Here is a 26,112-nt window from a genome sequence, read left to right as displayed (position 1 = left end):
TTCGCGTCAGCCGGCCGCCTCGGCCAGGTCGGCGGCGAACGCGTCGACCGCCTCGGGGGTCGTGTCCCACGCGCACATCAGCCGGCAGCCGCCGCCGGCGATGAACTGGTAGAACTTCCAGCCGCGTGCATAGAGCTGCCCGATCACCGGGGCGGGCAGCTGCACGAACACCGAGTTCGCCTGCGGCGGGTGCAGCACCTGCACGCCGGGCAGGTCGCGGATCGCGGCGTACAGCCGCTGCGCCATCGCGTTGGCGTGGCGGGCGTTGCGCAGCCACGTGTCGTTTTCCAGCATGCCGACCCAGGGCGCCGAGATGAAGCGCATCTTGGAGGCAAGCTGCCCGGCCTGCTTGACGCGCCAGGCGAAGTCCTCCGACAGCGCACGGTCGAAGAACACCACCGCCTCGCCGACCGGCAGGCCGTTCTTGGTGCCGCCGAAGCACAGCACGTCCACCCCGGCGCGCCAGGTGATGTCACTCGGGTGGCAGCCGAGCGCGGCCACCGCGTTGGCGAAGCGCGCGCCGTCCATGTGCACCTTGAGGTGGCGGCGCTTGGCGATCGCCGCGATCGCGCGCACTTCCTCCACGGTGTAGAGCGTGCCCAGCTCGGTGGCCTGCGTGAGGCTGACCACCTTGGGCTTGGGGTAGTGGATGTCGCTGCGCCTGGTCACGAGTGCCTCGACCGCGTCGGGCGTGAGCTTGCCCAGCTTCGCGGCCGGGCTCTCGCCTTCGGCGACCAGCAGCTTGGAGCCGTTGGAAAAGAACTCCGGCCCGCCGCACTCGTCGGTCTCGACGTGCGCGTACGGCGTGCAGATCACCGAGTGGTAGCTCTGGCACATCGCCGCCAGCGCCAGCGAGTTCGCCGCCGTGCCGTTGAAGACGAAGTAGACGTCGCAGTCGGTCTGGAACAGCTCGCGGATCATGTCCGTCGAGCGCTGCGTCCAGACGTCCTCGCCGTAGCCGGGCTGGTGGCCGCTCTGGTTGGCCTGCAGGAACCAGTGCAGGGCCTCCGGGCACACGCCCGCGTAGTTGTCGCTGGCGAACTGCTGATGCAAGGAAGTGCGCTCCGAAGGCATGGGCGTCTCCGTTGTTACTTGTACTCGGACACCGGCACGCAGCTGCAGAACAGGTTGCGGTCGCCGTAGACGTTGTCGATGCGGCCGACCGGCGCCCAGTACTTGCGGCGGCGCAGCGCCGGCACCGGGTAGGCGGCTTCCTCGCGGGTGTAGGCGTGGCTCCACTCGGCCGCCACCAGCGCCTCGGCCGTGTGCGGCGCGTGCTTGAGCGGGTTGTCGTCGCGCGGCCACTGGCCCTGCTCGATGCGGCGGATCTCCTCGCGGATCGCGATCATCGCGTCGCAGAAGCGGTCCAGCTCGGCCAGCGACTCGCTTTCGGTCGGTTCGACCATCAGCGTGCCGGCCACCGGGAAGCTCAGTGTCGGCGCGTGGAAGCCGTAGTCGATCAGGCGCTTGGCCACGTCCTCGGCGGTGACGCCGGCCGACTCCTTCAGCGGGCGCAGGTCCAGGATGCACTCGTGCGCGACGCCGCCGCCCTTGAGCGCGGTGCCGCCGTGGTAGAGGATGGGGTAGTGGTCCTGCAGGCGCGCGGCGATGTAGTTGGCGTTCAGGATCGCGGCCTCGGTGGCGGCGCGCAGCCCCTGCGCACCCATCATGCGCAGGTACATCCAGGAGATGGGCAGCACCGAGGCGTTGCCCAGCGGCGCGGCGCTGACCGCGCCGACCTGGGTGCCGGCGCCCAGGCCGGCCGTGCGGTGACCGGGCAGGAAGGGCACCAGGTCCTCGACCACGCACACCGGGCCGACGCCCGGGCCACCACCGCCGTGCGGGATGCAGAAGGTCTTGTGCAGGTTCAGGTGCGAGACGTCGCCGCCGAACTCGCCCGGCGCGGCGATGCCGACCAGCGCGTTCATGTTCGCGCCGTCCACGTAGACGCGCCCGCCATGGGCGTGCACGATCTCGCACAGCTCCTTGACGCGCGCCTCGAACACGCCGTGCGTGGACGGGTAGGTGATCATCACCGCCGCCAGCTCGCGGGCGTGCTGCCCGCACTTCGCGCGCAGGTCGTCGAGGTCGACGTTGCCGTCGCGGTCGCAGCGCACCACCACCACCTTCATGCCGGCCATCTGGGCGCTGGCCGGGTTGGTGCCGTGCGCCGATTCAGGGATCAGGCAGACGTTGCGGTGCGCCTCGCCGCGCGCCTCGTGGTAGGCCTTGATGACCAGCAGCCCGGCGTACTCGCCCTGCGAGCCGGCGTTCGGCTGCAGCGACGCGCCGGCATAGCCGGTGGCCTGGCACAGCCACTGCTGCAGCTGCTGGTCCAGCAGCTCGTAGCCGGCCAGCTGGTCGCGCGGCGCGAACGGGTGCACGTCGGCGAACTCCGGCCAGGTGATGGGGATCATCTCGCTGGTCGCGTTGAGCTTCATGGTGCACGAGCCGAGCGGGATCATCGTGCGGTCCAGCGCCAGGTCCTTGTCCGCCAGCGCGCGCAGGTAGCGCAGCATCTCGGTCTCGGAGTGGTAGCTGTTGAAGACCGGGTGCGTCAGGTACGGGCTGCTGCGCAGCAGCGCGGGTGGCAGCAGCGTCGCCACGCCCTGTTCGAACTGCCCGAACGAGGGCAGCGCCTGGCCCTGGGCCTTCACCTCGGCGAACACCTCCCACAGCGCGACGATGTCCTCGCGCGTGGTGGTCTCGTCCAGCGAGATGCCCACCGCGTCGGGCGCCGCACGGCGCAGGTTCATGCCGCGGCCGGTCGCGTCGACCAGGATGGTGTCGGTCTTGCCGTCGGTCTGCACCGTGACGGTGTCGAACGCGGTGTCGTGGCGCAGCGTCCAGCCCAGCTGGCGCAGCCCCTGGGCCAGGATGGCGGTGTAGCTGGCCACGCGTTGCGCGATGCGCTTCAGGCCCTGCGGGCCGTGGTAGACCGCGTACATGCTGGCGATCACCGCCGGCAGCACCTGCGCGGTGCAGATGTTGGAGGTGGCCTTCTCGCGGCGGATGTGCTGCTCGCGCGTCTGCAGCGCGAGGCGATAGGCGGTGTGGCCGTGCGCGTCGATGCTCACGCCCACCAGCCGGCCGGGCATCGAGCGCTTGAATTCGTCCTTGCACGCGAGGTAGGCGGCGTGCGGGCCGCCATTGCCCATCGGCATGCCGAAGCGCTGCGTGGTGCCCAGCGCGATGTCGGCGCCCAGCTCTCCCGGCGGCACCAGCAGCGTCAGCGCCAGCAGGTCGGCCGCCATCAGCACCAGGCCGCCGCGTGCGTGGTAGGCGGCGATCCATTCGCGCCAGTCGCGCACCGCGCCGTCGACGCCCGGGTACTGCAGCAGCACCGCGAAGCTGTCGTCCTGCAGCGGCTCGTCACCACCGAACACGCGCACCTCGATGCCCAGCGGGCGCGCGCGGGTGCGCACCACCTCCAGCGTCTGCGGCAGCACGTCGGCGGCGACGTAGAACACGTTCGACTTCGATTTGCCCGCGCGCGCGGCCAGCGTCATCGCCTCGGCCGCGGCGGTGGCCTCGTCCAGCATCGAGGCGTTGGCGATCGCCAGCCCGGTGAGGTCGCTGACCATGGTCTGGAAGTTGATCAGCGCTTCCATGCGGCCCTGCGAGATCTCGGCCTGGTAGGGCGTGTAGGCGGTGTACCAGGCGGGGTTCTCGAGCACGTTGCGCAGGATGACGCCCGGCAGGTGCGTGCCGTGGTAGCCCTGGCCGATGAAGCTCTTGAGCACGCGGTTGCGGCTGGCGATGGCCTTGAGCTCGCGCAGCGCCTCGGCCTCGGAGGCCGGCGGCGGCAGGTTCATCGCGGAGCTGCGGCGGATCGAGGCGGGCACCACGGTGTCGATCAGCGCGGCCCGCGAGGCGGCGCCGATCACCGACAGCATGTGGGCTTCGTCGGCGGGCGTGACGCCGATGTGGCGTTCGACGAAATCGTCGTGGGCTTCGAGGTCGCTCAGGGGCACGGAGGCGGACGTCAGCATGGAGGTCTTTCGGGGCGCAAGGCAGGGGCCGGAGCGTGCGGGGCGCTGCGGCGGGCAGGAGGCAGGATCAGCCGTTCTTCACCAGGTCGTCGTAGGCGGTCTGGTCGAGCAGTGCGTCCAGCTCGGCGGGGTCGGCGACGCGCATCTTGAAGAACCAGCCCTTGCCGAGCGGGTCGCTGTTGGCCAGCGACGGGTCGGCGCGCAGCTCCTCGTTGACCTCGACGACTTCGCCGCTGACCGGGGCGTACAGGTCGGCGGCCGCCTTGACCGACTCCACGACGCCGGCGACGTCCTTCTGCTTCAGCTGGGTGCCGACGGCCGGCAGGTCGACGAACACGACGTCGCCGAGCGCGTCCTGGGCATGGTGGGTGATGCCGACCATGGCGATGCCGTCGGCACCGGCGATCTGGATCCATTCGTGGTCGGGGGTGTATTTCACGGTCATGGCTGCTCCTGCAAGCGGGTCAAGGTTGGAATGAAACGGGGAGGAGGCCGGGGCGGCGACAGGGTCGGCCCGGCCGGTCATCGGGTCTCAGCCGCGGTGGTAGCGGTGCGGCACGAACGGCATGGCCGTCACGCGCATCGGCAGCTGCTTCTCGCGCACCAGGGCGTAGACGATGGAGCCGGGGGCGGCGTGGTTGACCGCCAGGTAGGCCATCGCGATCGGCTGGTTGAGCGACGGCCCGGTGGTGCCGCTGGTCACGCGTCCCAGCGTGTGGCCCTGGCCGTCGACCAGCTTGGTGCCTTCGCGTACCGGTGCGCGCTCCAGGCCGACCAGGCCGACGCGCTTGTTCATCGTGCCGTTGGCCAAATGCGTGTCGATCACCGTGGCGCCGGGGTAGCCGCCGGCCCGGGCGCCGCCGGCGCGGCGCACCTTCTGGATCGCCCAGGTCAGGCCGGCCTCGACGGGCGTCGTGTTGGCGTCGATGTCATGGCCGTACAGGCACAGCCCGGCTTCCAGCCGCAGTGTGTCGCGCGCGCCGAGGCCGGCGGGCTTGACTTCGGGTTGTGCCAGCAGTGCGCGCGCCAGCGCCTCGGCCTGGGTGGCCGGCACGGAGATCTCGAAGCCGTCTTCGCCCGTGTAGCCCGAGCGGGTCACGAAGCATACGGCGCCGGCCAGCTCGAAGAAGCTGCCGCTCATGAAGGTCAGGCGCGCCACCGAGGGCTCCAGGCGCGACAGCGCGGTCACCGCCTGCGGGCCCTGCAGCGCGAGCAGGGCCTGGTCGGGCAGCGGCTGGATGCTGCAGCGGTGGCCGATGTGGGTGGTCAGGTGCGACAGGTCGGCCGCCTTGCAGGCCGCATTGACGACCAGGAACAGGTCGTTCTCGCGGCGCGTGACCATCAGGTCGTCCAGGATGCCGCCGTTGGCATTGGTGAAGAAGGCGTAGCGCTGCTTGCCGACGGGCAGGTCGACCACGTCGACCGGCACCAGCGATTCCAGCGCCGTGGCGGCGTCCGGGCCGACCAGGCGCAGCTGGCCCATGTGCGAGACGTCGAACAGGGCGGCGGCTTCCCGGCAGTGGCGGTGTTCGGCCAGGATGCCGGTGTAGTGCAGCGGCATCTCGTAGCCGGCAAACGGCACCATGCGGGCACCCAGTTCGAGGTGCAGCGCGTGCAGCGGGGTCTTGAGGGTCTGGTCGGTGGCGGACATGGCTGGCTTCTTCCCGAGGGCTCTCTTTGCGACCACCGCCTGCGCGGTGGAGCTCTGCCCTCGCTGTCCGCTTTACCTGAGAGATTGGCCGCTGCACCCTGCGGGTGCGCCGCGACTTGCCCCTTCGGTGGGCAGGCAAGCAGCCCGCCTCTCTCCAGTGAGGTGACGCCTTCATCCGAAGGCGTTTGCCAGTCCTTTTGCCTGAGCGTTCGGAAGCAGCTGCCCCTGCGCCTTCGGCGGTTCCCCCGCAGGGAACTCTCTCCTGACGAAAAATCAGTATATCCGGCCGCCGCGCTGCCACCAAGACGTGCGCGGCGGGGCCGCCGGGCATGCCGGCTGCCGCGTTGTTACATGCCCGAGTAGTTCGGGCCGCCGCCGCCTTCCGGCGTGACCCAGACGATGTTCTGGGTCGGGTCCTTGATGTCGCAGGTCTTGCAGTGCACGCAGTTCTGCGCGTTGATCTGCAGGCGCTCGCCGCCGCCTTCGGCCGGCACGAACTCGTACACCCCGGCCGGGCAGTAGCGGCTTTCCGGGCCGGCGTACTTCGCCAGGTTGACCTGCACCGGCACCGAGGCGTCCTTCAGCGTCAGGTGCGCCGGCTGGTTTTCCTCGTGGTTGGTGTTGCTGATGAACACCGAGGACAGCCGGTCGAAGGTCAGCTTGCCGTCGGGCTTCGGGTAGGTGATCGGCTGGCACTCGGAGGCCGGTTTCAGGTAGACATGGTCCGGCTTGTCGCGGTGCAGCGTCCACGGCGGGCTGCTGATGCCGATCTTGGGCAGCAGCCACTGCTCGACGCCGGTCATCAGCTTGCCCAGCGTCGGCGACTTCTTGAACCAGTTCTTGAAGTTGCGGCTCTGGTGCAGCTCCTCGTACAGCCAGCTCTTCTCGAAGGCTTCCGGGTAGGCGGTCAGTTCGTCCTGGGCCCGGCCGGCCTGCAGGGCGTCGGCGATCGCCTCGGCACACAGCATGCCGCTCTTGATCGCCGCATGGCTGCCCTTGATGCGGGCGGCGTTCAGGTAGCCGGCGTCGCAGCCGACCAGGGCGCCGCCCGGGAAGATGGTCTTGGGCAGAGCCTGCGGCGTGCCGTTGTTGATCGCGCGCGCGCCGTAGCCGATGCGCTTGCCCCCTTCGATGTGCGCGCGGATGGCCGGGTGGGTCTTCCAGCGCTGCATTTCCTCGAACGGGCTGAGGTAGGGGTTCTGGTAGTCCAGGCCGACCACGAAGCCCAGCGTGACCTTGTTGTCCTCCAGGTGGTAGAGGAAGCCGCCGCCGAAGGTGGTGTCGTCCATCGGCCAGCCGGCGGTGTGCACCACCAGGCCGGGCTTGGCCTTGGCCGGGTCGATCTCCCACAGCTCCTTGATGCCGATGGCAAAGCTCTGCGGGTCCTTGTCGGCATCCAGCCGGTACTTGGCGATCAGCTGCTTGCCCAGGTGGCCGCGCGCGCCCTCGGCGAACACCGTGTACTTGCCCAGCAGCTCCATGCCGAGCTGGAAGTTCGGGCCGGGCTCGCCGTTCTTCTCGATGCCCAGGTTGCCGGTGGCCACCCCGCGCACGCGCCCTTGCTCGTCATACAGCACCTCGGCGGCCGGGAAGCCGGGGAAGATCTCCACGCCCAGTGCCTCGGCCTGCTGCGCCATCCAGCGCACCACGTTGCCCAGCGAGACGACGTAGCAGCCGTCGTTGTGGAAGTTGCGCGGCATCAGCCAGGCGGGCAGGCGGCTCGCGCTGGTTTCGGTCAGCGTCAGCACCTCGTCGCCGGTGACCGGCTGGTTCAGCGGCGCGCCCAGTTCCTTCCAGTTCGGGAACAGCTCGTTCATCGCGCGCGGGTCCATCACCGCGCCGGAGAGGATGTGCGCGCCGGGCTCGGAACCCTTCTCGAGCACGCACACGGAGATCTCCTGACCCCGTTCGGCGGCGACCTGCTTCAGCCGGATGGCGGTCGCGAGCCCGGCCGGGCCGGCGCCCACGATCACGACGTCGTACTCCATCGACTCGCGCGGACCGTACTGTTCCAGGATCTGCTGTGGGGTCATGGTCTGATTCCTCTGATGTCTTTCGGTGCGGCTGCCCCCGGCGAGCCAGGCGGCGATCGCGCGATTCTATCGGCCTGCCATGGCGAAACGCACGACCGTTCGCTCGGGGCGGGCAGGCAGTGTGCCGGGACGCTTGCCGGGCCGGTGGCACCAGGGTGACAGCGCGGGCGCGGCGGCTGCCGTTATCCTTGCCGCTGGCACGGATGTCGGCGCCGCACGGGCGGCGCGAGGAAGAGAGGATCCCATGGCCTACAGCATCGACCTGTCCGGGCGCGTCGCGCTCGTCACCGGCGCCTCCAGCGGGCTGGGCAAGCAGTTCGCGAAGACGCTCGCAGGGGCCGGCGCCGCCGTGGTGCTGGCCAGCCGGCGGGTCGAGCGCCTGCAGGGGCTGCGCGCCGAGATCGAGGCTGCCGGCGGCGACGCGCACGTGGTCGCGATGGACGTCACCGACGTCGACAGCATCCGCGCCGCCGTCGCCCACGCCGAGACCGAGGTGGGGCCGATCGACATCCTGATCAACAACTCGGGCGTGGGCTCGACCCAGAAGCTGGTCGACGTGACGCCGGAGGATTTCGACTTCGTCTTCGACACCAACACCCGCGGCGCCTTCTTCGTCGCGCAGGAGGTCGGCAAGCGCATGCTGGCGCGCGCCCGCGGCGCCGCGCCGGGCACCTACACCGGCGGGCGCATCGTCAACGTGGCATCGATGGCCGGGCTGCGGCCGCTGGGACAGATCGGCGTCTACGCGATGAGCAAGGCGGCCGTGGTGCACATGACCCGCGCCATGGCGCTGGAATGGGGCCGCTACGGCATCAACGTCAACGCCATCTGCCCCGGCTACATCGACACCGAGATCAACCACCACCTCTGGGAAACCGAGCAGGGGCAGAAGCTGATCCAGATGCTGCCGCGCAAGCGCGTCGGCCAGCCGCAGGACCTGGACGCGCTGATCGTGATGCTCTGCGCGGCAGAGAGCCATTTCATCAACGGGGCCGTGATCGCCGCCGACGACGGGTTCGGTGTCTGATGGCCGGCAGCCCCCTGCGATCGCTGTCCGTCGCCGAGTGCCGCGTGCTCGGCGTGCTGGTCGAGAAGCAGCTGACCGTGCCGGACACCTACCCGCTGTCGCTCAACGCGCTGACGGCCGGCTGCAACCAGAAGACCGCCCGGGCGCCGGTGCTGGAGCTCTCCGAAGCCGAGGTGCAGGAGGCGGTCGACGCGCTGCGCGGGCTGAGCCTGGTCCTGCAGTCCTCGGGCAGCCGGGTCAGCCGCTACGAACACAACGTCCAGCGCGTGCTGGGCATCCCGAGCCAGAGCGTGGTGCTATTGGCGCTGCTGATGCTGCGCGGCTCGCAGACCGCTGCCGAGCTGCGCATCCACGCCGAGCGCCTGCACCGCTTCGCGGACACCTCCTCGGTCGAGGCCTTCCTCGAGGAACTCGCTGTGCGCGACCCGCCGCTGGTCACCAAGCTGCCGCGCGCGCCGGGCACCCGCGAACCCCGCTGGGCGCACCTGCTGGGCGGGCCGGTGGACGCGGCAGCCGCCGTGCCGCCTGCCGCTGCCGGCGCACCGGCCGCGCCGGACGAGGTCGCCGCGCTGCGCGCCGAGGTGGACAGGCTGCGTGCGCTGGTCGAACATCTCTACGCCGAACTCCGCATCCACAAGCCCGACACGCCATGAAGATCGAGATCCCCGAGCAGAAGAAGCTGGTCCACGAGATGCAGATCCCCATCCGCTGGGGGGACATGGACGCGATGGGCCACGTGAACAACGCCGTTTACTTCCGCTACCTCGAGACCATCCGCATCGACTGGCTGCACAAGCTGGGCGGCCCGCCCGACCCGCAGGGCACCGGGCCGGTGATCGTCAACGCGTTCTGCAACTTCTACCGGCAGCTGGAGTTTCCCGGCACGGTGCTGGCGAAGCACTACGTCGCCAACCCCGGGCGCAGCAGCTTCGACACCTTCATCACGCTGGAGCGCACCGACGAGCCCGGGGTGATCTACGCGGCGGGCGGCGCCACCACGGTGTGGATCGACTTCCCGCAGAAGAAATCCGTGCCCCTGCCGGACTGGCTGCGCGCCGCGATCGAGTGAGGCCCGTGCCTCAGCCGGTGCCGCCCAGCAGGCGCTGCACCAGCTCCGGCGTGGTCGAGGCGCGGAACTTGCGCATCAGCCGCGCGCGGTAGACGTCCACCGTGCGGTGACTGATCCCGAGCGCCTTGCCGATGTGCTTGCTGGTCTGGCCCTCGATCAGCAGGGCGGCGACCTCGCGCTCGCGCCCGGTCAGCTCGGCCTGGACCGGCCGGCGCGAGGACAGGTCCTCGAACGACCAGATCCCTGCCGCATGCGGCGAACTGCGCTCCATCGCGCGGCCCGTGACGTGACACCAGAACAGTTCCCCGTCGGCGCGCTTCATGATGCGGTCGTCCGCATAGCGCCCGCGCGCGTTGAGCACCGGGGCGATGCGTTCGCCGGTGCGCTCGAACTCCTCGACGCTGGGGTAGAGCACCAGGAAGGACTGCCCGATCAGCAGCTCGCGCGAGGTGCGGAACATCTCCGCCAGCGCCTCGTTGCAGTCCACGATCACGCGGTGGCGTGACACCACCAGCCCGACCGGGGCGAACTGGAACGCGGTGCGGTAATCGATGTCCTGGCTCATGCGGCGCGCGGCGTGGTCGCGGGGCATCAAGGGCTTCCCTTAGGCGATTCTACGTACGCGGATACGTAGTACGCTGTGCGCCGTTTTCCACCATTTCAGTTGCACGAGGAGACGTGTATGAACAAGGTGTACCCGAGCGCCGCCGAGGCCCTCAAGGACATCGTCAAGGACGGCCAGATGCTGGCCGTCGGCGGCTTTGGGCTGTGCGGCATCCCGGAGGCATTGATCGACGCCTTGCAGGCCTCGGGCGTGCGCAACCTCACGGTGATCTCGAACAACGCCGGGGTTGACGGCTTCGGCCTGGGCAAGCTGCTCGCCACGCGCCAGATCCGCAAGATGATCTCCAGCTACGTCGGCGAGAACAAGGAATTCGAGCGCCAGTACCTGGCCGGCGAGCTGGAGCTGGAGTTCACCCCGCAGGGCACGCTGGCCGAGAAGCTGCGCGCCGGCGGTGCCGGCATCCCGGCCTTCTTCACCCGCACCGGCGTCGGCACCATCGTCGCCGAAGGCAAGGAGGTGCGCGAGTTCGACGGCGTGCCCTACATCATGGAGCGCGCGCTGGTGCCCGACGTCTCGCTGGTCAAGGCCCACATCGCGGACAAGGCCGGCAACCTGGTGTTCCGCCGCACCGCGCGCAACTTCAACCCCAACGTCGCGATGGCCGGCAAGATCACCGTCGTCGAGGTCGAGCAGCTGGTCGAGACCGGCGAACTCGACCCGGACCAGATCCACCTGCCCGGCATCTACGTGCACCGCATCGTCGTCAACCCCCACCCCGAGAAGCGCATCGAGCAACGCACCGTGCGCCCCAAGGCCTGAACCCGCGTAGCCTGAAGGAGACACACCATGGCATGGACCCGTGACGAAATGGCGGCCCGCGCGGCCAAGGAACTGCAGGACGGCTACTACGTCAACCTGGGCATCGGCCTGCCCACCCTGGTGGCCAACCACGTGCCGCAGGGGATGGAGGTCTGGCTGCAGAGCGAGAACGGGCTGCTTGGCATCGGCCCGTTCCCGACCGAGGACGAGGTCGACCCCGACCTGATCAACGCCGGCAAGCAGACCGTGACCACGCTGCCCGGCTCGTCGATCTTCTCGTCGGCCGACTCGTTCGCGATGATCCGCGGCGGCAAGATCAACCTCGCCATCCTGGGCGCGATGCAGGTCAGCGAGAAGGGCGACCTGGCCAACTGGATGATCCCCGGCAAGATGGTCAAGGGCATGGGCGGGGCGATGGACCTGGTGGCCGGCGTCGGCCGTGTCGTCGTGCTGATGGAGCACACCGCCAAGAACGGCGAGCACAAGCTGCTGCAGAAGTGCACGCTGCCGCTGACCGGCGTCGGCGTGGTCGACCGCATCATCACCGACCTGTGCGTGATCGACGTCACCCCCCAGGGGTTCAAGTGCGTCGAGCTGGCTCCCGGCGTCACCGCCGAGGAAGTGCAGGCCAAGACCGGCGCGCCGGTGCAGATGGCGCTGCAGCCGGCCTGAGCGGTCTTCCGGGCGGCGGGCGGCCGGGACTCAGTCCGGCCCCGCCTGCCACCGGCCGTCGATCAGCAGCTCGTGCGGCCGGAACTGCGCCTTGTAGGTCATCTTGCGACTGGCCTCGATCCAGTACCCCAGGTAGACGTGGGGCAGCTTGAGCTGGCGTGTCTGCTCGATCTGCCACAGCACGTTGTAGGTGCCGTAGCTGGCGCCCGGCTCGGGCTCGTAGAAGGTGTAGACCGCCGACAGCCCGTCGTTGAGCACGTCCAGGATGGACACCATCTTCAGCGTGCCCAGCTCGCCGGGCGGCGCCGGTTCGCGGAACTCCACCAGCCGGGAATTCACCCGGCTTTGCAGCAGGAACTGGGTGTACTGGTCCACGCTGTCGTGGTCCATCCCGCCGCCCGGGTGGCGTCCCGACTGGTAGCGCAGGTACAGCTGGTAGTGCTCCGGCACGAAGCACAGGCGCAACACCCGCGCCTGCAGGTGCTGGTGGGCCTTGAACGCCCGGCGCTGGCTGCGGTTGGGGCGGAACCGGTCCACCGGGATGCGCAGCGGCACGCAGGCCTTGCAGTCGTCGCAGTAGGGACGGTAGGTGAACATCCCGCTGCGCCGGAAACCCTTGCTGACCAGGTCCGAATAGAGGTCGGCCTGGATCAGGTGGCTCGGCGTGGCGACCTGCGAACGCGCCTGCCGGCCCGGCAGGTAGCTGCAGGGGTAGGGCGCCGTGGCATAGAACTGCAGCGACGCGAGCGGCAGTTCCTTGGGATGCGTCATGGACGGGGCTTCCTCAAACGAGCGAGGGGTGGGGCGGGCTCGGCACCAGGCCGAGTTCGGTCCACATCGAGCGATGATAGGTCCAGTCCTCGACCGGTGGCAGCCCTGTCGCTTCGTGCAGGTGCCGGGTGAACAGCCGCCGCGGGATCTCGCGCGCCCCCAGCGAGGCCAGGTGGGCGGTGCGCTGCTGGCAGTCGATCATGTCGATGCCATGGTGACGGCAGAACGCCACCAGCGCCGCGAGCGCGATTTTCGAGGCGTCGGTTTGGCGCGAGAACATCGACTCGCCGAAGAACATGCGGCCGATCGCCACGCCGTACAGCCCGCCGCACAGCTGCCCGTCGATCCAGGTCTCGAACGAGTGCACCTCGCCCAGGCGGTGCCAGGCACGGTAGGCCTGCATCATCTCCGGCACGATCCACGTGCCTTCCTGTCCGTGGCGAGGGGTCGTCGCGCAGGCCGCGATCACCTGGTCGAAGGCGGTGTCGACGCGCACCGCGCAGTCCGGCCGGGCAATGAAGCGTTGCAGGGTCTTGCGCAGCGAGCGCGAGATCCTGAACTCGGCGGGGTAGAGCACCATCCGGGGGTCCGGGCTCCACCACAGGATGGGCTGGCCCAGGCTGTACCAGGGAAAGATGCCGTGCGCGTAGGCGCGCCGCAGGCGCGAGGGGCGCAGGTCGCCGCCCGCGGCCAGCAGGCCGGGGGCCTCGGAACGCCTGTCCAGCGCGGACTCCACCGGCGGGAAATCATCTTCCCGATCTTCGAGCCAGGCGATCGACAACGCGCTCATCGGGTCGTATGCATGGAAGTGGATGCCAGGCAGAGTGCGCGTGAGCAGCGCATGTGCCTGCGCTGCGGGCGAGCATACTGCCAGTTGGTGCGCCTGTCTGTCCCCTCGCGCAGGTCCTGGACGGAGTCCGGAAGCGACGAGCGAAGGGGGCTTGCGCACCGTTTTGAAAAGGTGCTATAGTCACGTTCTTCGCTGATTGCTGCAGCGCTTGAGCCGGAAGGGCTTGCGAGGCAGAGGCGGCGAAGAAAAAAGAGAGCGGAGTGCTTGACAAGGTTTTAAAAAACGCGTCATAATCTCGCTTCTCTGCTGATGACAAGTCAGCGACGAACGAAGCAGCGAAGGCTGGTGAGTTCGGTGAGTGTTCTTTAACAAGTAACAGCCGATAAGCGTGGGCGTTTGAAGGCGGATGCCAAGATAGGGAGCTTCGCAAGGAGTTTCCACAAACGCTCACGGAAGCAGAAGTGAAGTTCACTTCGATTCCGAGAGTTTCAAGTGATTGAACTGAAGAGTTTGATCCTGGCTCAGATTGAACGCTGGCGGCATGCTTTACACATGCAAGTCGAACGGCAGCGCGGGCTTCGGCCTGGCGGCGAGTGGCGAACGGGTGAGTAATGCATCGGAACGTGCCCAGTAGTGGGGGATAGCCCGGCGAAAGCCGGATTAATACCGCATACGACCTGAGGGTGAAAGCGGGGGACCGAAAGGCCTCGCGCTATTGGAGCGGCCGATGTCGGATTAGCTAGTTGGTGGGGTAAAGGCCTACCAAGGCGACGATCCGTAGCTGGTCTGAGAGGACGACCAGCCACACTGGGACTGAGACACGGCCCAGACTCCTACGGGAGGCAGCAGTGGGGAATTTTGGACAATGGGGGCAACCCTGATCCAGCCATGCCGCGTGCGGGAAGAAGGCCTTCGGGTTGTAAACCGCTTTTGTCAGGGAAGAAATCCTCTGGGCTAATACCCCGGGGGGATGACGGTACCTGAAGAATAAGCACCGGCTAACTACGTGCCAGCAGCCGCGGTAATACGTAGGGTGCGAGCGTTAATCGGAATTACTGGGCGTAAAGCGTGCGCAGGCGGTTGTGCAAGACAGATGTGAAATCCCCGGGCTTAACCTGGGAACTGCATTTGTGACTGCACGGCTAGAGTGCGGCAGAGGGGAGTGGAATTCCGCGTGTAGCAGTGAAATGCGTAGATATGCGGAGGAACACCGATGGCGAAGGCAGCTCCCTGGGCCTGCACTGACGCTCATGCACGAAAGCGTGGGGAGCAAACAGGATTAGATACCCTGGTAGTCCACGCCCTAAACGATGTCGACTAGTTGTTGGACGGTTCGCTGTTCAGTAACGTAGCTAACGCGTGAAGTCGACCGCCTGGGGAGTACGGCCGCAAGGTTGAAACTCAAAGGAATTGACGGGGACCCGCACAAGCGGTGGATGATGTGGTTTAATTCGATGCAACGCGAAAAACCTTACCTACCCTTGACATGCCAGGAATCCTGCAGAGATGTGGGAGTGCTCGAAAGAGAACCTGGACACAGGTGCTGCATGGCCGTCGTCAGCTCGTGTCGTGAGATGTTGGGTTAAGTCCCGCAACGAGCGCAACCCTTGCCATTAGTTGCTACGAAAGGGCACTCTAATGGGACTGCCGGTGACAAACCGGAGGAAGGTGGGGATGACGTCAGGTCCTCATGGCCCTTATGGGTAGGGCTACACACGTCATACAATGGCCGGTACAGAGGGCAGCCAACCCGCGAGGGGGAGCCAATCCCAGAAAGCCGGTCGTAGTCCGGATCGCAGTCTGCAACTCGACTGCGTGAAGTCGGAATCGCTAGTAATCGCGGATCAGCATGTCGCGGTGAATACGTTCCCGGGTCTTGTACACACCGCCCGTCACACCATGGGAGCGGGTTCTGCCAGAAGTGGGTAGCCTAACCGCAAGGAGGGCGCTTACCACGGCAGGGTTCGCGACTGGGGTGAAGTCGTAACAAGGTAGCCGTATCGGAAGGTGCGGCTGGATCACCTCCTTTCTGGAAGAGAGCATTCAAATTCATGCGCCCACACTTATCGGCTGTTGTTGTGACGACAGACAGAGAGAGTGAGCGTGAACCGGCGCAGGCGTGAACCTGGCAGAGGCTGGAGCAGAGCCTGGGTTGACGCGAGAGGCCGCAGACTCGCGCCTCACGAGAAGGTGTCAGGGTCTGTAGCTCAGTCGGTTAGAGCACCGTCTTGATAAGGCGGGGGTCGTTGGTTCGAATCCAACCAGACCCACCAATCCTTCACGTGTTGACTTGGGGGATTAGCTCAGCTGGGAGAGCACCTGCTTTGCAAGCAGGGGGTCGTCGGTTCGATCCCGTCATCCTCCACCACTGAAGGGCTCTCTGTAGAGTTTCTTGTGCACGCTGACGCGAGCCATTGCTGATGGCTGGCGTGAGCGGCTCGCAAGAGTGGCTGTTGTTCTTTAACAATTCGTAGAGTCGAATCAGCGTTGTTGGCGGAAAGTGCTTCATGGCACGTCCGTGCCGCCAACGACAATTGATTGCGTCACCAGACTTCAACTCAGCAATGGGATTGAAGGACGGCATAACGCGCATACTCGATCCGATCGAGCCATCGATCGGACGGTCCTTGATCTGATGCCGCGAGGTGTCAAAGTTATAGGGTCAAGTGACTAAGTGCATGTGGTGGATGCCTTGGCGATCACAGGCGATGAAGGACGTGGTAGCCTGCGAAAAGCTTCGGGGAGCTGGCAAACAAGCTTTGATCCGGAGATGTCCGAATGGGGAAACCCACCCGCAAGGGTATCGGCAGCTGAATACATAGGCTGTCGAGGCGAACCGGGCGAACTGAAACATCTCAGTAGCTCGAGGAAAAGAAATCAACCGAGATTCCGAAAGTAGTGGCGAGCGAAATCGGAAGAGCCTGCACGATTTAGCCATCGACATATCAGAACGGTCTGGAAAGTCCGGCCATAGTGGGTGATAGCCCCGTATGAGAAATGTTGGTGGTGGAACTAGGCGTGCGACAAGTAGGGCGGGACACGTGGAATCCTGTCTGAAGATGGGGGGACCATCCTCCAAGGCTAAATACTCGTGATCGACCGATAGTGAACCAGTACCGTGAGGGAAAGGCGAAAAGAACCCCGGGAGGGGAGTGAAATAGATCCTGAAACCGCATGCATACAAAAAGTCGGAGCCCGCAAGGGTGACGGCGTACCTTTTGTATAATGGGTCAGCGACTTACATTCAGTGGCGAGCTTAACCGAGTAGGGGAGGCGTAGGGAAACCGAGTCCGAACAGGGCGTTCAGTCGCTGGGTGTAGACCCGAAACCAGGTGATCTATCCATGGCCAGGATGAAGGTACCGTAACAGGTGCTGGAGGTCCGAACCGACTGGTGTTGCAAAACTAGCGGATGAGCTGTGGATAGGGGTGAAAGGCTAAACAAACCTGGAAATAGCTGGTTCTCTCCGAAAACTATTTAGGTAGTGCCTCAAGTATTACCGTCGGGGGTAGAGCACTGTTATGGCTAGGGGGTCATGGCGACTTACCAAACCATTGCAAACTCCGAATACCGATGAGTAGAGCTTGGGAGACAGAGCACCGGGTGCTAACGTCCGGACTCGAGAGGGAAACAACCCAGACCGCCAGCTAAGGTCCCTAAAATTGGCTAAGTGGGAAACGAAGTGGGAAGGCTAAAACAGTCAGGATGTTGGCTTAGAAGCAGCCATCATTTAAAGAAAGCGTAATAGCTCACTGATCGAGTCGTCCTGCGCGGAAGATGTAACGGGGCTAAGCCAGTTACCGAAGCTGCGGGTGCACGAGCAATCGTGCGCGGTAGGAGAGCGTTCCGTAAGCCTGTGAAGGTGTCTCGTAAGGGATGCTGGAGGTATCGGAAGTGCGAATGCTGACATGAGTAGCGTTAAAGGGGGGTGAAAAGCCCCCTCGCCGTAAGCGCAAGGTTTCCTACGCAACGTTCATCGGCGTAGGGTGAGTCGGCCCCTAAGGCGAGGCAGAGATGCGTAGCTGATGGGAAACAGGTCAATATTCCTGTACCGATCTATAGTGCGATGTGGGGACGGAGAAGGTTAGCTCAGCCGGGTGTTGGATGTCCCGGTTCAAGCCTGTAGTCGTGCCTGGTAGGCAAATCCGCCGGGCTTAGATGAGGGGTGATAACGAGGCTGCTTGCAGCCGAAGTGAGTGATACCCTGCTTCCAGGAAAAGCCACTAAGCTTCAGCTATAGACGACCGTACCGCAAACCGACACTGGTGCGCGTGATGAGTATTCTCAGGCGCTTGAGAGAACTCTGGAGAAGGAACTCGGCAAATTGACACCGTAACTTCGGAAGAAGGTGTGCCCCGAGTAGGTGAAGTCGTACAGATGGAGCCGGAAGGGGTCGCAGAGAATCGGTGGCTGCGACTGTTTAATAAAAACACAGCACTCTGCAAAGACGAAAGTCGACGTATAGGGTGTGACGCCTGCCCGGTGCCGGAAGGTTAAGTGATGGGGTGCAAGCTCTTGATCGAAGCCCCGGTAAACGGCGGCCGTAACTATAACGGTCCTAAGGTAGCGAAATTCCTTGTCGGGTAAGTTCCGACCTGCACGAATGGCGTAACGATGGCCACACTGTCTCCTCCAGAGACTCAGCGAAGTTGAAATGTTTGTGATGATGCAATCTCCCCGCGGAAAGACGGAAAGACCCCATGAACCTTTACTGCAGCTTTACATTGGACTTTGAACAGATCTGTGTAGGATAGGTGGGAGGCTTTGAAGTGCGGACGCCAGTTCGCATGGAGCCGACGTTGAAATACCACCCTGGTGTGTTTGAGGTTCTAACCTTGGCCCGTGATCCGGGTTGGGGACAGTGTATGGTAGGCAGTTTGACTGGGGCGGTCTCCTCCCAAAGCGTAACGGAGGAGTTCGAAGGTACGCTAGGCACGGTCGGAAATCGTGCTGATAGTGCATAGGCAAAAGCGTGCTTGACTGCGAGACTGACAAGTCGAGCAGGTACGAAAGTAGGACTAAGTGATCCGGTGGTTCTGTATGGAAGGGCCATCGCTCAACGGATAAAAGGTACTCTGGGGATAACAGGCTGATACCGCCCAAGAGTTCATATCGACGGCGGTGTTTGGCACCTCGATGTCGGCTCATCTCATCCTGGGGCTGTAGCCGGTCCCAAGGGTATGGCTGTTCGCCATTTAAAGAGGTACGTGAGCTGGGTTTAAAACGTCGTGAGACAGTTTGGTCCCTATCTTCCGTGGGCGCTGCAAGATTGAGGGAGCCTGCTCCTAGTACGAGAGGACCGGAGTGGACGCACCTCTGGTGTACCGGTTGTCACGCCAGTGGCATTGCCGGGTAGCTAAGTGCGGAAGAGATAACCGCTGAAAGCATCTAAGCGGGAAACTCGTCCCAAGATGAGTCTTGCCGGGGCCTTGAGCCCCCTGAAGGGTCGTTCGAGACCAGGACGTTGATAGGCTGGGTGTGGAAGCGCAGTAATGCGTTAAGCTAACCAGTACTAATTGCCCGTGCGGCTTGACCCTATAACTTTGAGGACCTTGGCATCAAGGCTCAAAGGACCAGAAAGAGTAAGCAATGTATGCCGCGGTGGTGCGAAACTGCACCGCCTCTGGCGACGCAATCAAGACAGCTGATACAGACTCTGCGAATTGGCTGCGCTGGCCCGAAAACCAGCGTGGCGACCGGTTATGCCTGATGACCATAGCGAGGTGGTCCCACTCCTTCCCATCCCGAACAGGACAGTGAAACGCCTCAGCGCCGATGATAGTGCGGATTCCCGTGTGAAAGTAGGACATCGTCAGGCAGTTATTCCCCCGAAACCCCCTCACTCCCAGCGAGTGCAGGGGGTTTAGGCTTTTACACGACCCCAAAAAAACACCGCCCCAGCCTCCCGCCGGGGAACCGCAGGTACAGTCGGCACTCTCACCCACATGCCCATCGTTTCAGGAGGGTCGATGCTCCGTGCTCTGTTCGCGCTTGCGTTCTCGACGCTGCTCGGTTTCCTCGCGGTCGAGGGGCGTGCCGCCGATGCCCTGAACCTGAACGTTCCCGGCGTGCAGGCCGGCCCCTCGATCGAAGGCATCCACGAATACCGCTTGGCCAACGGCCTGCAGGTGCTGCTGGTGCCGGATGCCTCCAAGCCGACCACCACGGTCAACCTGACCTACCGGGTCGGGTCGCGCCATGAGAGCTACGGCGAAACGGGCATGGCGCACCTGCTCGAGCACCTGATCTTCAAGGGCTCGCCGCGCTTCCCGAACCCCTGGGCCGAGTTCACCCGCCGCGGCCTGCGCGCCAACGGCTCGACCTGGCTGGACCGCACCAACTATTTCGCCAGCTTCGCGGCCAACGACGACAACCTGCGCTGGTACCTCGAGTGGCAGGCCGACGCGATGGTCAACAGCCACATCGCGCAGCGCGACCTGGACACCGAGATGACGGTGGTGCGCAACGAGATGGAGCGCGGCGAAAACAGCGCCGGTCGCATCCTGCTCGAAAAGGGGTTGGCCACGATGTACCAGTGGCACAACTACGGCAAGAGCACGATCGGCGCACGCTCGGACGTGGAGAACGTCGACATCGCGCGGCTGCAGGCCTTCTACCGCCGCTACTACCAGCCCGACAACGCGACGCTGATCGTCGCGGGCAGCTTCGACCCGCAGAAGACGCTCGCGTGGATCGTCGAGTCGTTCGGCAAGCTGCCCAGGCCCGAGCGGGAGCTGCCGCGGCTGTACACGCTGGACCCGGTACAGGACGGCGAGCGCTCGGTGACGCTGCGGCGCGTCGGCGGTGTGCCGATGATCTACGCGCTGTACCACGTGCCGCCGGGCGCCCATCCGGACTACGCGGCGGTGGAGCTGCTGAGCCTGATCCTCGCCGACACCCCGTCGGGACGCCTGCACCGGGCGCTGGTCGACAAGCAGCTGGCGGCTGGCGTGTTCGGCTTCTCCCAGGCACTGGCCGACCCCGGCTTTGCCGTCTTCGGGGCGCAGCTGGCGCCCGGGCAGGACGTGGAGCGGGCGCGTGCGGTGCTGCTGGAGGTCATCGAGTCGATCGGGAGCCTGCCGCTGACCGAGGAAGAGTTGCGCCGGGCGCGCGCCAAGTGGCTGAAGGACTGGGACCTTGCGTTCGCCGACCCGGAACGCATCGGCGTGGCCCTGTCGGAAGCCATCGCGGCCGGCGACTGGCGGCTGTTCTTCCTGCTGCGTGACCGTGTACGCGGCATCGGGCTGGCAGACGTGCAGCGCGTGGCGCAGGAACGCCTGCTGGCCTCGAACCGCACGCTGGCCACTTACCTGCCGACCGACGCGCCGCGGCGCGCGCCTGCGCCCGAGCGTGTCGATGTCGCGAAAATGCTGGAAGGCTACCAGGGCGATGCCTCGGTGGCCCAGGTGGCGCCGTTCGACCCCACGCCGGCCAACATCGAGCGCCACACGCAACGCCATGCCTTGCCCAACGGCATGCAGCTCGCGCTGCTGCCCAAGCCGACGCGCGGCGCGATGGTCCGGGCCGAGCTGCGCCTGCGCTTCGGCACCGAGCATTCGCTCCAGGGGCTGGCCACGGTGGGGCAGCTGACCGCGGCGCTGCTCGACAAGGGCACGCGGACGCGGTCGCGCCAGCAGATCCAGGACCGGCTGGACGAGCTGGGGGCGGACATCGACATCTCGGGCGGCGCGACCGGGGTGGCGGTCTCGATGGCCGCGCGTCGCGACACGCTGCCCCAGGTACTGGAGCTGGTCGCGGAACTGCTGCGCGAGCCGGCCTTCCCGCCCGAGGCGCTGGAGGAGGTGCGCAAGCAGGCGCTCGCGCGCATCGACGCGCAGCGCCAGGACCCCGAGGCGCAGGTGGACCTCCTCCTTGGCCAGCGCTTCAGCCCCTATCCGCCCGGCGACGTGCGCCACGTGCCCTCGTTCGACGAGCGCGAGGCCGCCGTGCGGCGCGTCACGCTGGACGACGTGCGGCGTTTCCACCAGCGCTTCTACGGCGCCTCGCACGCGCAGTTCGCTGCGGTGGGCGATTTCGACGCCGAAGCGGTGCGCGCCGTGCTGGCCGAGCGGCTCGGCAACTGGCGCAGCGGCGAGCCGTATGCCCGGGTGCCACGGCCGTACGTGGAGGTGCGGCCCGAGCGCCTGGTGGTGCGCACGCCCGACCGCCAGAACGCCTACCTGCGCATGGACCTGGCACTGCCGGTGCAGGAATTGCACCCGGATTACCCGGCGCTGATGATGGCCAACTACCTGCTCGGCCAGGGCGGCAACTCGCGGCTGTGGACGCGGGTACGCGAAACCGAGGGGCTGTCATACAGCGTCCATGCCTACCTGGGCTGGAATGCCTGGGAACCGTACACGGTGTGGAGCGCCAGCGCGATCTTCGCGCCGCAGAACCTCGAGCGGGTCGAGCAGGCGATGCGCGAGGAGATCGCCCGCGCGGTGGCCGAGGGCTTCACGGCCGAGGAGCTGCAGCAGGGGCGCGAAGGGCTGCTGAACTTCCGGCGCCTGTCGCGTGCACAGGACCGCAACCTGGCCGTGGCGCTGGTCGAGAACCTGCACCTCCAGCGCAACTTCCTGGTCTCGCAGCAGGTCGACGAGGCGCTGGCGCGCCTGAGCGTCGACGAGGTGAACGCCGCGTTGCGCAAGTATCTGCAGCCACAGCGCCTGGTGGTCGGCGCGGGCGGCGACTTCAAGTGAGCCGCCGGGCCGGTGCGAGGCCCGGGCCGGGCGTTCAGCCGGCCTTGAACGGCGAATGCTCGCGCAGCTCGTCGACGTAGAGCCCGATGTGCTCGCCTTCGTGCGCGAGGTACTCCGCGACGGCGTCGGCAAAGGCCGGATGGGCGAGCCAGTGGGCCGACCAGGCCTGCACCGGCAGCAGGCCGCGGGCCATCTTGTGTTCGCCCTGCGCGCCGCCTTCGAACACCTGGTAACCGTGCGCGATGCACCAGTCGAGTGGCTGGTAGTAGCAGGCCTCGAAATGCAGGCAGGGCACGGCCTCGAGCGCGCCCCAGTAGCGCCCGAAGGCCCGCCGCGCCAGCGGGTCCAGCGCGACGAGCGAGGAAGCGATGCGCCGGCCGTCGCGCTGCGCGACGAACAGCAGCCAGTGCTGCGGCATGTGCTCGGCCACCCGCGTGAAGAAGTCGCGCGTCAGGTAGGGCGTCGAACGGTGCGCGTGGTAGGTCGCGCAGTAGCAGGCGTGGAAGAAGTCCCAGTCGTCGGCCGTGATCTCCGGCCCTGACAGGCAGGTGAAGCTCACGCCTGCTTCGGCGACGCGGCGGCGCTCCTGCTGGATCTTCTTGCGTTTCTCGCGCTGCAGGCTGGCGAGAAAGTCGGCGAAGTCGCGGTACGGCTCGGGCGTGCGGTTGTGCCAGTGGAACTGCACCGTGCGGCGCATCATCCAGCCGCGCGCCTGGGCCGCCTGCCGGTCGGCCTCGTCGAGGAACAGCAGGTGCACCGAGGACAGCCCATGGCCGCGCACGATGTGCTCCATCGCGGCCAGCAGCACGGCGCGCACCGCGTCGTCGCGCGCCAGCAGGCGCGAGCCAGGCACCGGGGTGAATGGCACCGCGCCGACCAGCTTGGGGTAGTAGGCCAGGCCGTGGCGACGGTAGGCGTCGGCCCAGGCCCAGTCGAACACGAATTCGCCCCAGGAGTGCCACTTCAGGTAGAGCGGGCAGGCGCCCACCAGCTCGCCGTCGCGCTCGACGGTCAGGAACTGCGGCTGCCAGCCGGTGTCCGCGGTGGCGCTGCCCGAGGCGTGCAGGGCCTCGAGGAAGGCATGGGACAGGAACGGCGTGGGGTGCGGCGAGGCGGCCAGCAGCGCATCCCAGCGCGCAGCATCCACGTGCGCGGGATCGTCATGCAGCCGAATGACATAATCGTCCGACACCCTCGACGGGTCCTTGTCTTCCACGTTCGTCGCGTCAGCGTTCTTCGATGTCATCCCCTGCATCCGTCAAGGCGGCAGTCGCCCAGTTCAACCCCGTGGTCGGTGATCTCGCAGGCAATGTCCGCAAGATCGTCGAAATGGCCCGTGCCGCCCATGCCCAGGGCGCGCAACTGGTGGTGACGCCCGAGCTTTCGATCTGCGGCTACCCGCCCGAAGACCTGCTGCTGCGCCCGGCCTTCGTGCGCGCCTGCGAACAGGCGGTGCGCGACTGCGCCGCGGCGCTCGCCGACCTGCCCGGCCTGTACCTGGTGGTGGGCCATCCGCAGTCGCGGAGCGCCCAGGGGGATGTTAGGACCAAGTCGATCGTCGCGCAGCGCTGTTTCAACGCGGCCTCGGTGCTCGCAGGGGGGCAGGTGCTCTCGACCTACGCGAAGCGCGAGCTGCCCAACTACCAGGTGTTCGACGAGCGCCGCTACTTCGTCTCCGGCCGCGAGGCGGGCTGTGGCCCGGTGGTGTTCGAGGTCGGTGGCCTGCGCTTCGGCCTCAACATCTGCGAGGACGCATGGTATGTCGAGCCGGCGCGCAGCGCGCGCCAGGCCGGTGCCGACGTGCTGCTGGTGCTCAACGCCTCGCCGTACCACGTCGGCAAGGTGCACGAGCGCGAGGAGCGCATGGCCGAGCGCGCGCGCGAATCGGGCATGCCCATCCTCTACGCCCACCAGGTGGGCGGGCAGGACGAGGTGGTGTTCGACGGGGCCTCGTTCGCGATCGACGGCAGCGGCCGGGTCGGCGCGCGCGCGCCGATGTTCGAGGAACACCTGCTGGTGGTCGACGTGACGAGCGAGCGCATCACCGGCACGGTGGCCGCGGTGCCCGAGCTGGAAGCGCAGGTCTGGGCGGCGCTGGTCACGGGGGTGCGCGACTACGTCGGCAAGAACGGCTTCCCCGGCGCCATCATCGGGCTGTCGGGCGGCATCGACTCGGCGCTGGTGCTCGCGGTCGCGGTCGATGCGCTGGGGGCGGACAAGGTGCGCGCGGTGATGATGCCCTCGCCGTACACCGCCGAGATCTCGTGGATCGACGCACGCGACATGGCCGCGCGCCTGGGCGTGCGCTATGACGAGTTCCCGATCGCGCCGATGTTCGACGCGTTCCGGGCCAGCCTGGCCGAGGAGTTCAGGGGCCTGCCCGAGGACACGACCGAGGAGAACATCCAGGCCCGCATCCGCGGCACGCTGCTGATGGCGCTGTCGAACAAGTACGGCTCCATCGTGCTGACCACGGGCAACAAAAGCGAGATGGCCACGGGCTACTGCACGCTCTACGGCGACATGGCCGGCGGCTTCGCGGTGATCAAGGACGTGGCCAAGACGCTGGTGTACCGCCTGGCCGAATGGAAGAACCGCCAGCCGACACGGCGCGCCGACGGCACCATCGGGCCGGTGATCCCGGAGCGCATCATCACCCGGCCGCCTTCGGCCGAGCTGCGCCCCGACCAGACCGACCAGGACAGCCTGCCGCCATACGAGGTGCTCGACGCCATCATGCAGCGCTACATGGAGGACGACCAGAGCATCGAGGAGATCGTCGCCGCCGGCTTCGATCCCGCGGACGTCGAGCGGGTGACGCGGCTGCTCAAGGTCAACGAGTACAAGCGACGCCAGGCGCCGGTCGGCATCCGCATCACGCACCGCGCGTTCGGCCGGGACTGGCGCTATCCGATCACGTCGAAGTTCCGCGCGTAGACTAGACTAGAGCCAACGATTTCAGCATCACGGAGCCGACATGAAACAGATCACCGCCATCATCAAACCCTTCAAGCTCGAGGAAGTGCGCGAGGCCCTGGCCGAAGTCGGCGTCCAGGGCCTCACGGTCACCGAGGTGAAGGGTTTCGGCCGCCAGAAGGGCCACACCGAGCTGTACCGCGGCGCGGAGTACGTGGTCGACTTCCTGCCCAAGGTGAAGGTCGAGGTCGTCGTGAAGGACGATGACGTCGAGCGCTGCATCGAGGCCATCGTCAAGGCCGCCAAGACCGGCAAGATCGGTGACGGCAAGATCTTCGTCACCCCGGTCGAGCAGGTGGTGCGCATCCGCACCGGCGAGACCGACGAGGCCGCGATCTGACGCCGCGCGCGATCGCCGCGATCGAACCCGCCCTCGGGCGGGTTTTTTGTTGCCGGCATCAGATGCGGCTGTAGTCGTCCGGCTCGGTGGCGGTGAGCGCCAGCTGCGCGAGGCGCTCGAGCAGGGGCAGCGGCTGCGTGTCGACCTGCAGCAGCTCCATCTGGCGCTGGTCGACGAAGCCGGCCTGCTGCGTGTGCTGCATGAAGGCGATCAGGCCGTCGTAGTAGCCGTCGGTGTTGAGCAGCCCGACCGGCTTGTCGTGGTAGCCGAGCTGGCGCCAGGTCCACACCTCGAACAGCTCCTCGAAGGTGCCGATGCCGCCCGGCAGCGCGAGGAACGCGTCGGCGCGCTCGGCCATCATGCGCTTGCGTTCGTGCATGGTCTGCACGATGTGCAGCTCGGTCAGGCCCTGGTGGCCCATCTCGCGGTCCATCAGCGCCTGCGGGATCACGCCGACCGCGGTGCCGCCGGCGGCCAGCGTGGCGTCGGCGACCTGGCCCATCAGGCCGGCGCGGCCGCCGCCGTAGACCAGCCGCCAGCCCTTGCGGCCGATCCAGGTGCCGACCTCCCGGGCCACGCCGGCATACGCCGGAGAGGCGCCCAGGCGCGAGCCGCAATAGACACAGACGGAAAAAACGCTCATGGGAGACACAGACCTTTCATGCAGGGGGGAGGCCGGGGCGCAGGCGGCGGGGCAGGGGAAGG

General features: G+C 66.5%; 18 protein-coding genes, 2 tRNA genes, 3 rRNA genes and 2 riboswitches. Of the genes, 13 read left to right on the top strand and 10 right to left on the bottom strand.

Annotation, left to right across the window (positions count from 1 at the left end; genetic code table 11):
• Positions 1–6 precede the first annotated feature (6 nt).
• The 5 genes from IS481_RS11190 to IS481_RS11170 form a co-directional block, all read right to left on the bottom strand.
• Positions 7–1,074 (bottom strand): threonine aldolase family protein, encoded by a 1,068-nt coding sequence (locus IS481_RS11190; RefSeq protein WP_104358605.1) that lies wholly within the window; start codon positions 1,072–1,074, stop codon positions 7–9.
• Between the two features lie 14 nt (positions 1,075–1,088).
• A complete protein-coding gene (gene gcvP, locus IS481_RS11185) occupies positions 1,089–3,992 on the bottom strand; it encodes an aminomethyl-transferring glycine dehydrogenase (protein ID WP_104358604.1) in 2,904 nt (967 codons plus the stop codon).
• A 67-nt stretch (positions 3,993–4,059) separates the two neighbouring features.
• Positions 4,060–4,437, bottom strand: a complete 378-nt coding sequence (gcvH, locus tag IS481_RS11180; protein ID WP_104358603.1) for a glycine cleavage system protein GcvH — start codon at positions 4,435–4,437, stop codon at positions 4,060–4,062.
• An 87-nt stretch (positions 4,438–4,524) separates the two neighbouring features.
• Positions 4,525–5,643: a glycine cleavage system aminomethyltransferase GcvT gene (gene gcvT / locus IS481_RS11175; protein WP_104358602.1), complete on the bottom strand. Its 1,119-nt coding sequence runs from the start codon at positions 5,641–5,643 to the stop codon at positions 4,525–4,527.
• Between the two features lie 53 nt (positions 5,644–5,696).
• Positions 5,697–5,811, bottom strand: a riboswitch (glycine riboswitch).
• 11 nt (positions 5,812–5,822) lie between these two features.
• Positions 5,823–5,918: riboswitch (glycine riboswitch) on the bottom strand.
• Positions 5,919–5,990: 72 nt separating this feature from the next.
• The gene (locus IS481_RS11170) at positions 5,991–7,676 is read right to left on the bottom strand and encodes an electron transfer flavoprotein-ubiquinone oxidoreductase (RefSeq protein ID WP_104358601.1); all 1,686 of its coding nucleotides are present in this window, start codon (positions 7,674–7,676) and stop codon (positions 5,991–5,993) included.
• A 244-nt stretch (positions 7,677–7,920) separates the two neighbouring features.
• Here IS481_RS11170 and IS481_RS11165 point away from each other — a divergent pair, with 244 nt between their 5' ends.
• From IS481_RS11165 to IS481_RS11155, 3 genes are read left to right on the top strand one after another with little or no spacing between them, the layout of a single operon-like run.
• Entirely contained in the window at positions 7,921–8,703 is a 783-nt protein-coding gene (locus IS481_RS11165) for an SDR family oxidoreductase (RefSeq protein ID WP_104358600.1), read from the top strand.
• A complete protein-coding gene (locus IS481_RS11160) occupies positions 8,703–9,356 on the top strand; it encodes a YceH family protein (RefSeq protein ID WP_104358599.1) in 654 nt (217 codons plus the stop codon). Before IS481_RS11165 ends, IS481_RS11160 begins: the two co-directional genes overlap by 1 nt.
• On the top strand, positions 9,353–9,772 hold the full coding sequence (locus tag IS481_RS11155) for an acyl-CoA thioesterase (protein ID WP_104358598.1): 420 nt from the start codon (positions 9,353–9,355) through the stop codon (positions 9,770–9,772). Before IS481_RS11160 ends, IS481_RS11155 begins: the two co-directional genes overlap by 4 nt.
• A 10-nt stretch (positions 9,773–9,782) precedes the next feature.
• Here IS481_RS11155 and IS481_RS11150 read toward each other — a convergent pair whose 3' ends face one another.
• Positions 9,783–10,364: a LuxR C-terminal-related transcriptional regulator gene (locus tag IS481_RS11150; RefSeq protein ID WP_232529255.1), complete on the bottom strand. Its 582-nt coding sequence runs from the start codon at positions 10,362–10,364 to the stop codon at positions 9,783–9,785.
• A 90-nt stretch (positions 10,365–10,454) separates the two neighbouring features.
• Here IS481_RS11150 and IS481_RS11145 point away from each other — a divergent pair, with 90 nt between their 5' ends.
• Positions 10,455–11,156: a CoA transferase subunit A gene (locus IS481_RS11145; protein WP_104358597.1), complete on the top strand. Its 702-nt coding sequence runs from the start codon at positions 10,455–10,457 to the stop codon at positions 11,154–11,156.
• A 27-nt stretch (positions 11,157–11,183) separates the two neighbouring features.
• Positions 11,184–11,828 (top strand): CoA transferase subunit B, encoded by a 645-nt coding sequence (locus IS481_RS11140; protein ID WP_104358596.1) that lies wholly within the window; start codon positions 11,184–11,186, stop codon positions 11,826–11,828.
• Positions 11,829–11,858: 30 nt separating this feature from the next.
• Here IS481_RS11140 and IS481_RS11135 read toward each other — a convergent pair whose 3' ends face one another.
• A complete protein-coding gene (locus tag IS481_RS11135) occupies positions 11,859–12,599 on the bottom strand; it encodes an arginyltransferase (RefSeq protein ID WP_104358595.1) in 741 nt (246 codons plus the stop codon).
• 13 nt (positions 12,600–12,612) lie between these two features.
• Complete coding sequence (gene aat, locus IS481_RS11130) at positions 12,613–13,389, bottom strand: leucyl/phenylalanyl-tRNA--protein transferase (RefSeq protein ID WP_104358594.1); 777 nt, start codon at positions 13,387–13,389, stop codon at positions 12,613–12,615.
• Between the two features lie 498 nt (positions 13,390–13,887).
• Here aat and IS481_RS11125 point away from each other — a divergent pair.
• From IS481_RS11125 to IS481_RS11100, 6 genes are all read left to right on the top strand, one after another.
• Positions 13,888–15,418, top strand: a 16S ribosomal RNA gene (locus tag IS481_RS11125).
• Between the two features lie 167 nt (positions 15,419–15,585).
• Positions 15,586–15,662, top strand: a tRNA-Ile gene (locus IS481_RS11120).
• 19 nt (positions 15,663–15,681) lie between these two features.
• A tRNA-Ala gene (locus IS481_RS11115) sits at positions 15,682–15,757 on the top strand.
• Positions 15,758–16,049: 292 nt separating this feature from the next.
• A 23S ribosomal RNA gene (locus IS481_RS11110) occupies positions 16,050–18,926 on the top strand.
• A gap of 168 nt (positions 18,927–19,094) precedes the next feature.
• Positions 19,095–19,207 (top strand): 5S ribosomal RNA (rrf, locus tag IS481_RS11105).
• The 16S, 23S and 5S rRNA genes sit together here with 2 tRNA genes alongside, the layout of an rRNA operon.
• A gap of 151 nt (positions 19,208–19,358) precedes the next feature.
• Positions 19,359–22,091, top strand: coding sequence for a M16 family metallopeptidase (locus IS481_RS11100; protein ID WP_104356977.1), 2,733 nt, complete (start codon positions 19,359–19,361; stop codon positions 22,089–22,091).
• Positions 22,092–22,125: 34 nt separating this feature from the next.
• On the opposite strand, the gene IS481_RS11095 is transcribed toward IS481_RS11100, so the two are convergent.
• Positions 22,126–23,337 carry a GNAT family N-acetyltransferase gene (locus IS481_RS11095; RefSeq protein WP_104357092.1) on the bottom strand — a complete coding sequence of 404 codons (1,212 nt, stop codon included), beginning with the start codon at positions 23,335–23,337 and terminating at the stop codon, positions 22,126–22,128.
• Here IS481_RS11095 and IS481_RS11090 point away from each other — a divergent pair.
• Both IS481_RS11090 and glnK read left to right on the top strand, forming a co-directional pair.
• A complete protein-coding gene (locus tag IS481_RS11090; RefSeq protein WP_104356976.1) occupies positions 23,331–25,028 on the top strand; it encodes an NAD+ synthase in 1,698 nt (565 codons plus the stop codon). The two genes, IS481_RS11095 and IS481_RS11090, sit on opposite strands and share 7 nt — an antisense overlap.
• Before the next feature lie 40 nt (positions 25,029–25,068).
• Positions 25,069–25,407 (top strand): P-II family nitrogen regulator, encoded by a 339-nt coding sequence (gene glnK / locus IS481_RS11085; RefSeq protein ID WP_104356975.1) that lies wholly within the window; start codon positions 25,069–25,071, stop codon positions 25,405–25,407.
• 58 nt (positions 25,408–25,465) lie between these two features.
• On the opposite strand, the gene IS481_RS11080 is transcribed toward glnK, so the two are convergent.
• Entirely contained in the window at positions 25,466–26,050 is a 585-nt protein-coding gene (locus tag IS481_RS11080; protein WP_104356974.1) for an LOG family protein, read from the bottom strand.
• Between the last annotated feature and the right edge of the window lie 62 nt (positions 26,051–26,112).

This window comes from Caldimonas thermodepolymerans (assembly GCF_015476235.1).
Taxonomy (GTDB): Bacteria; Pseudomonadota; Gammaproteobacteria; order Burkholderiales; family Burkholderiaceae_C; genus Caldimonas; species Caldimonas thermodepolymerans.
Note: the sequence above shows the minus strand (reverse complement) of the source record. Positions and strands in the feature narration are given on the sequence as shown.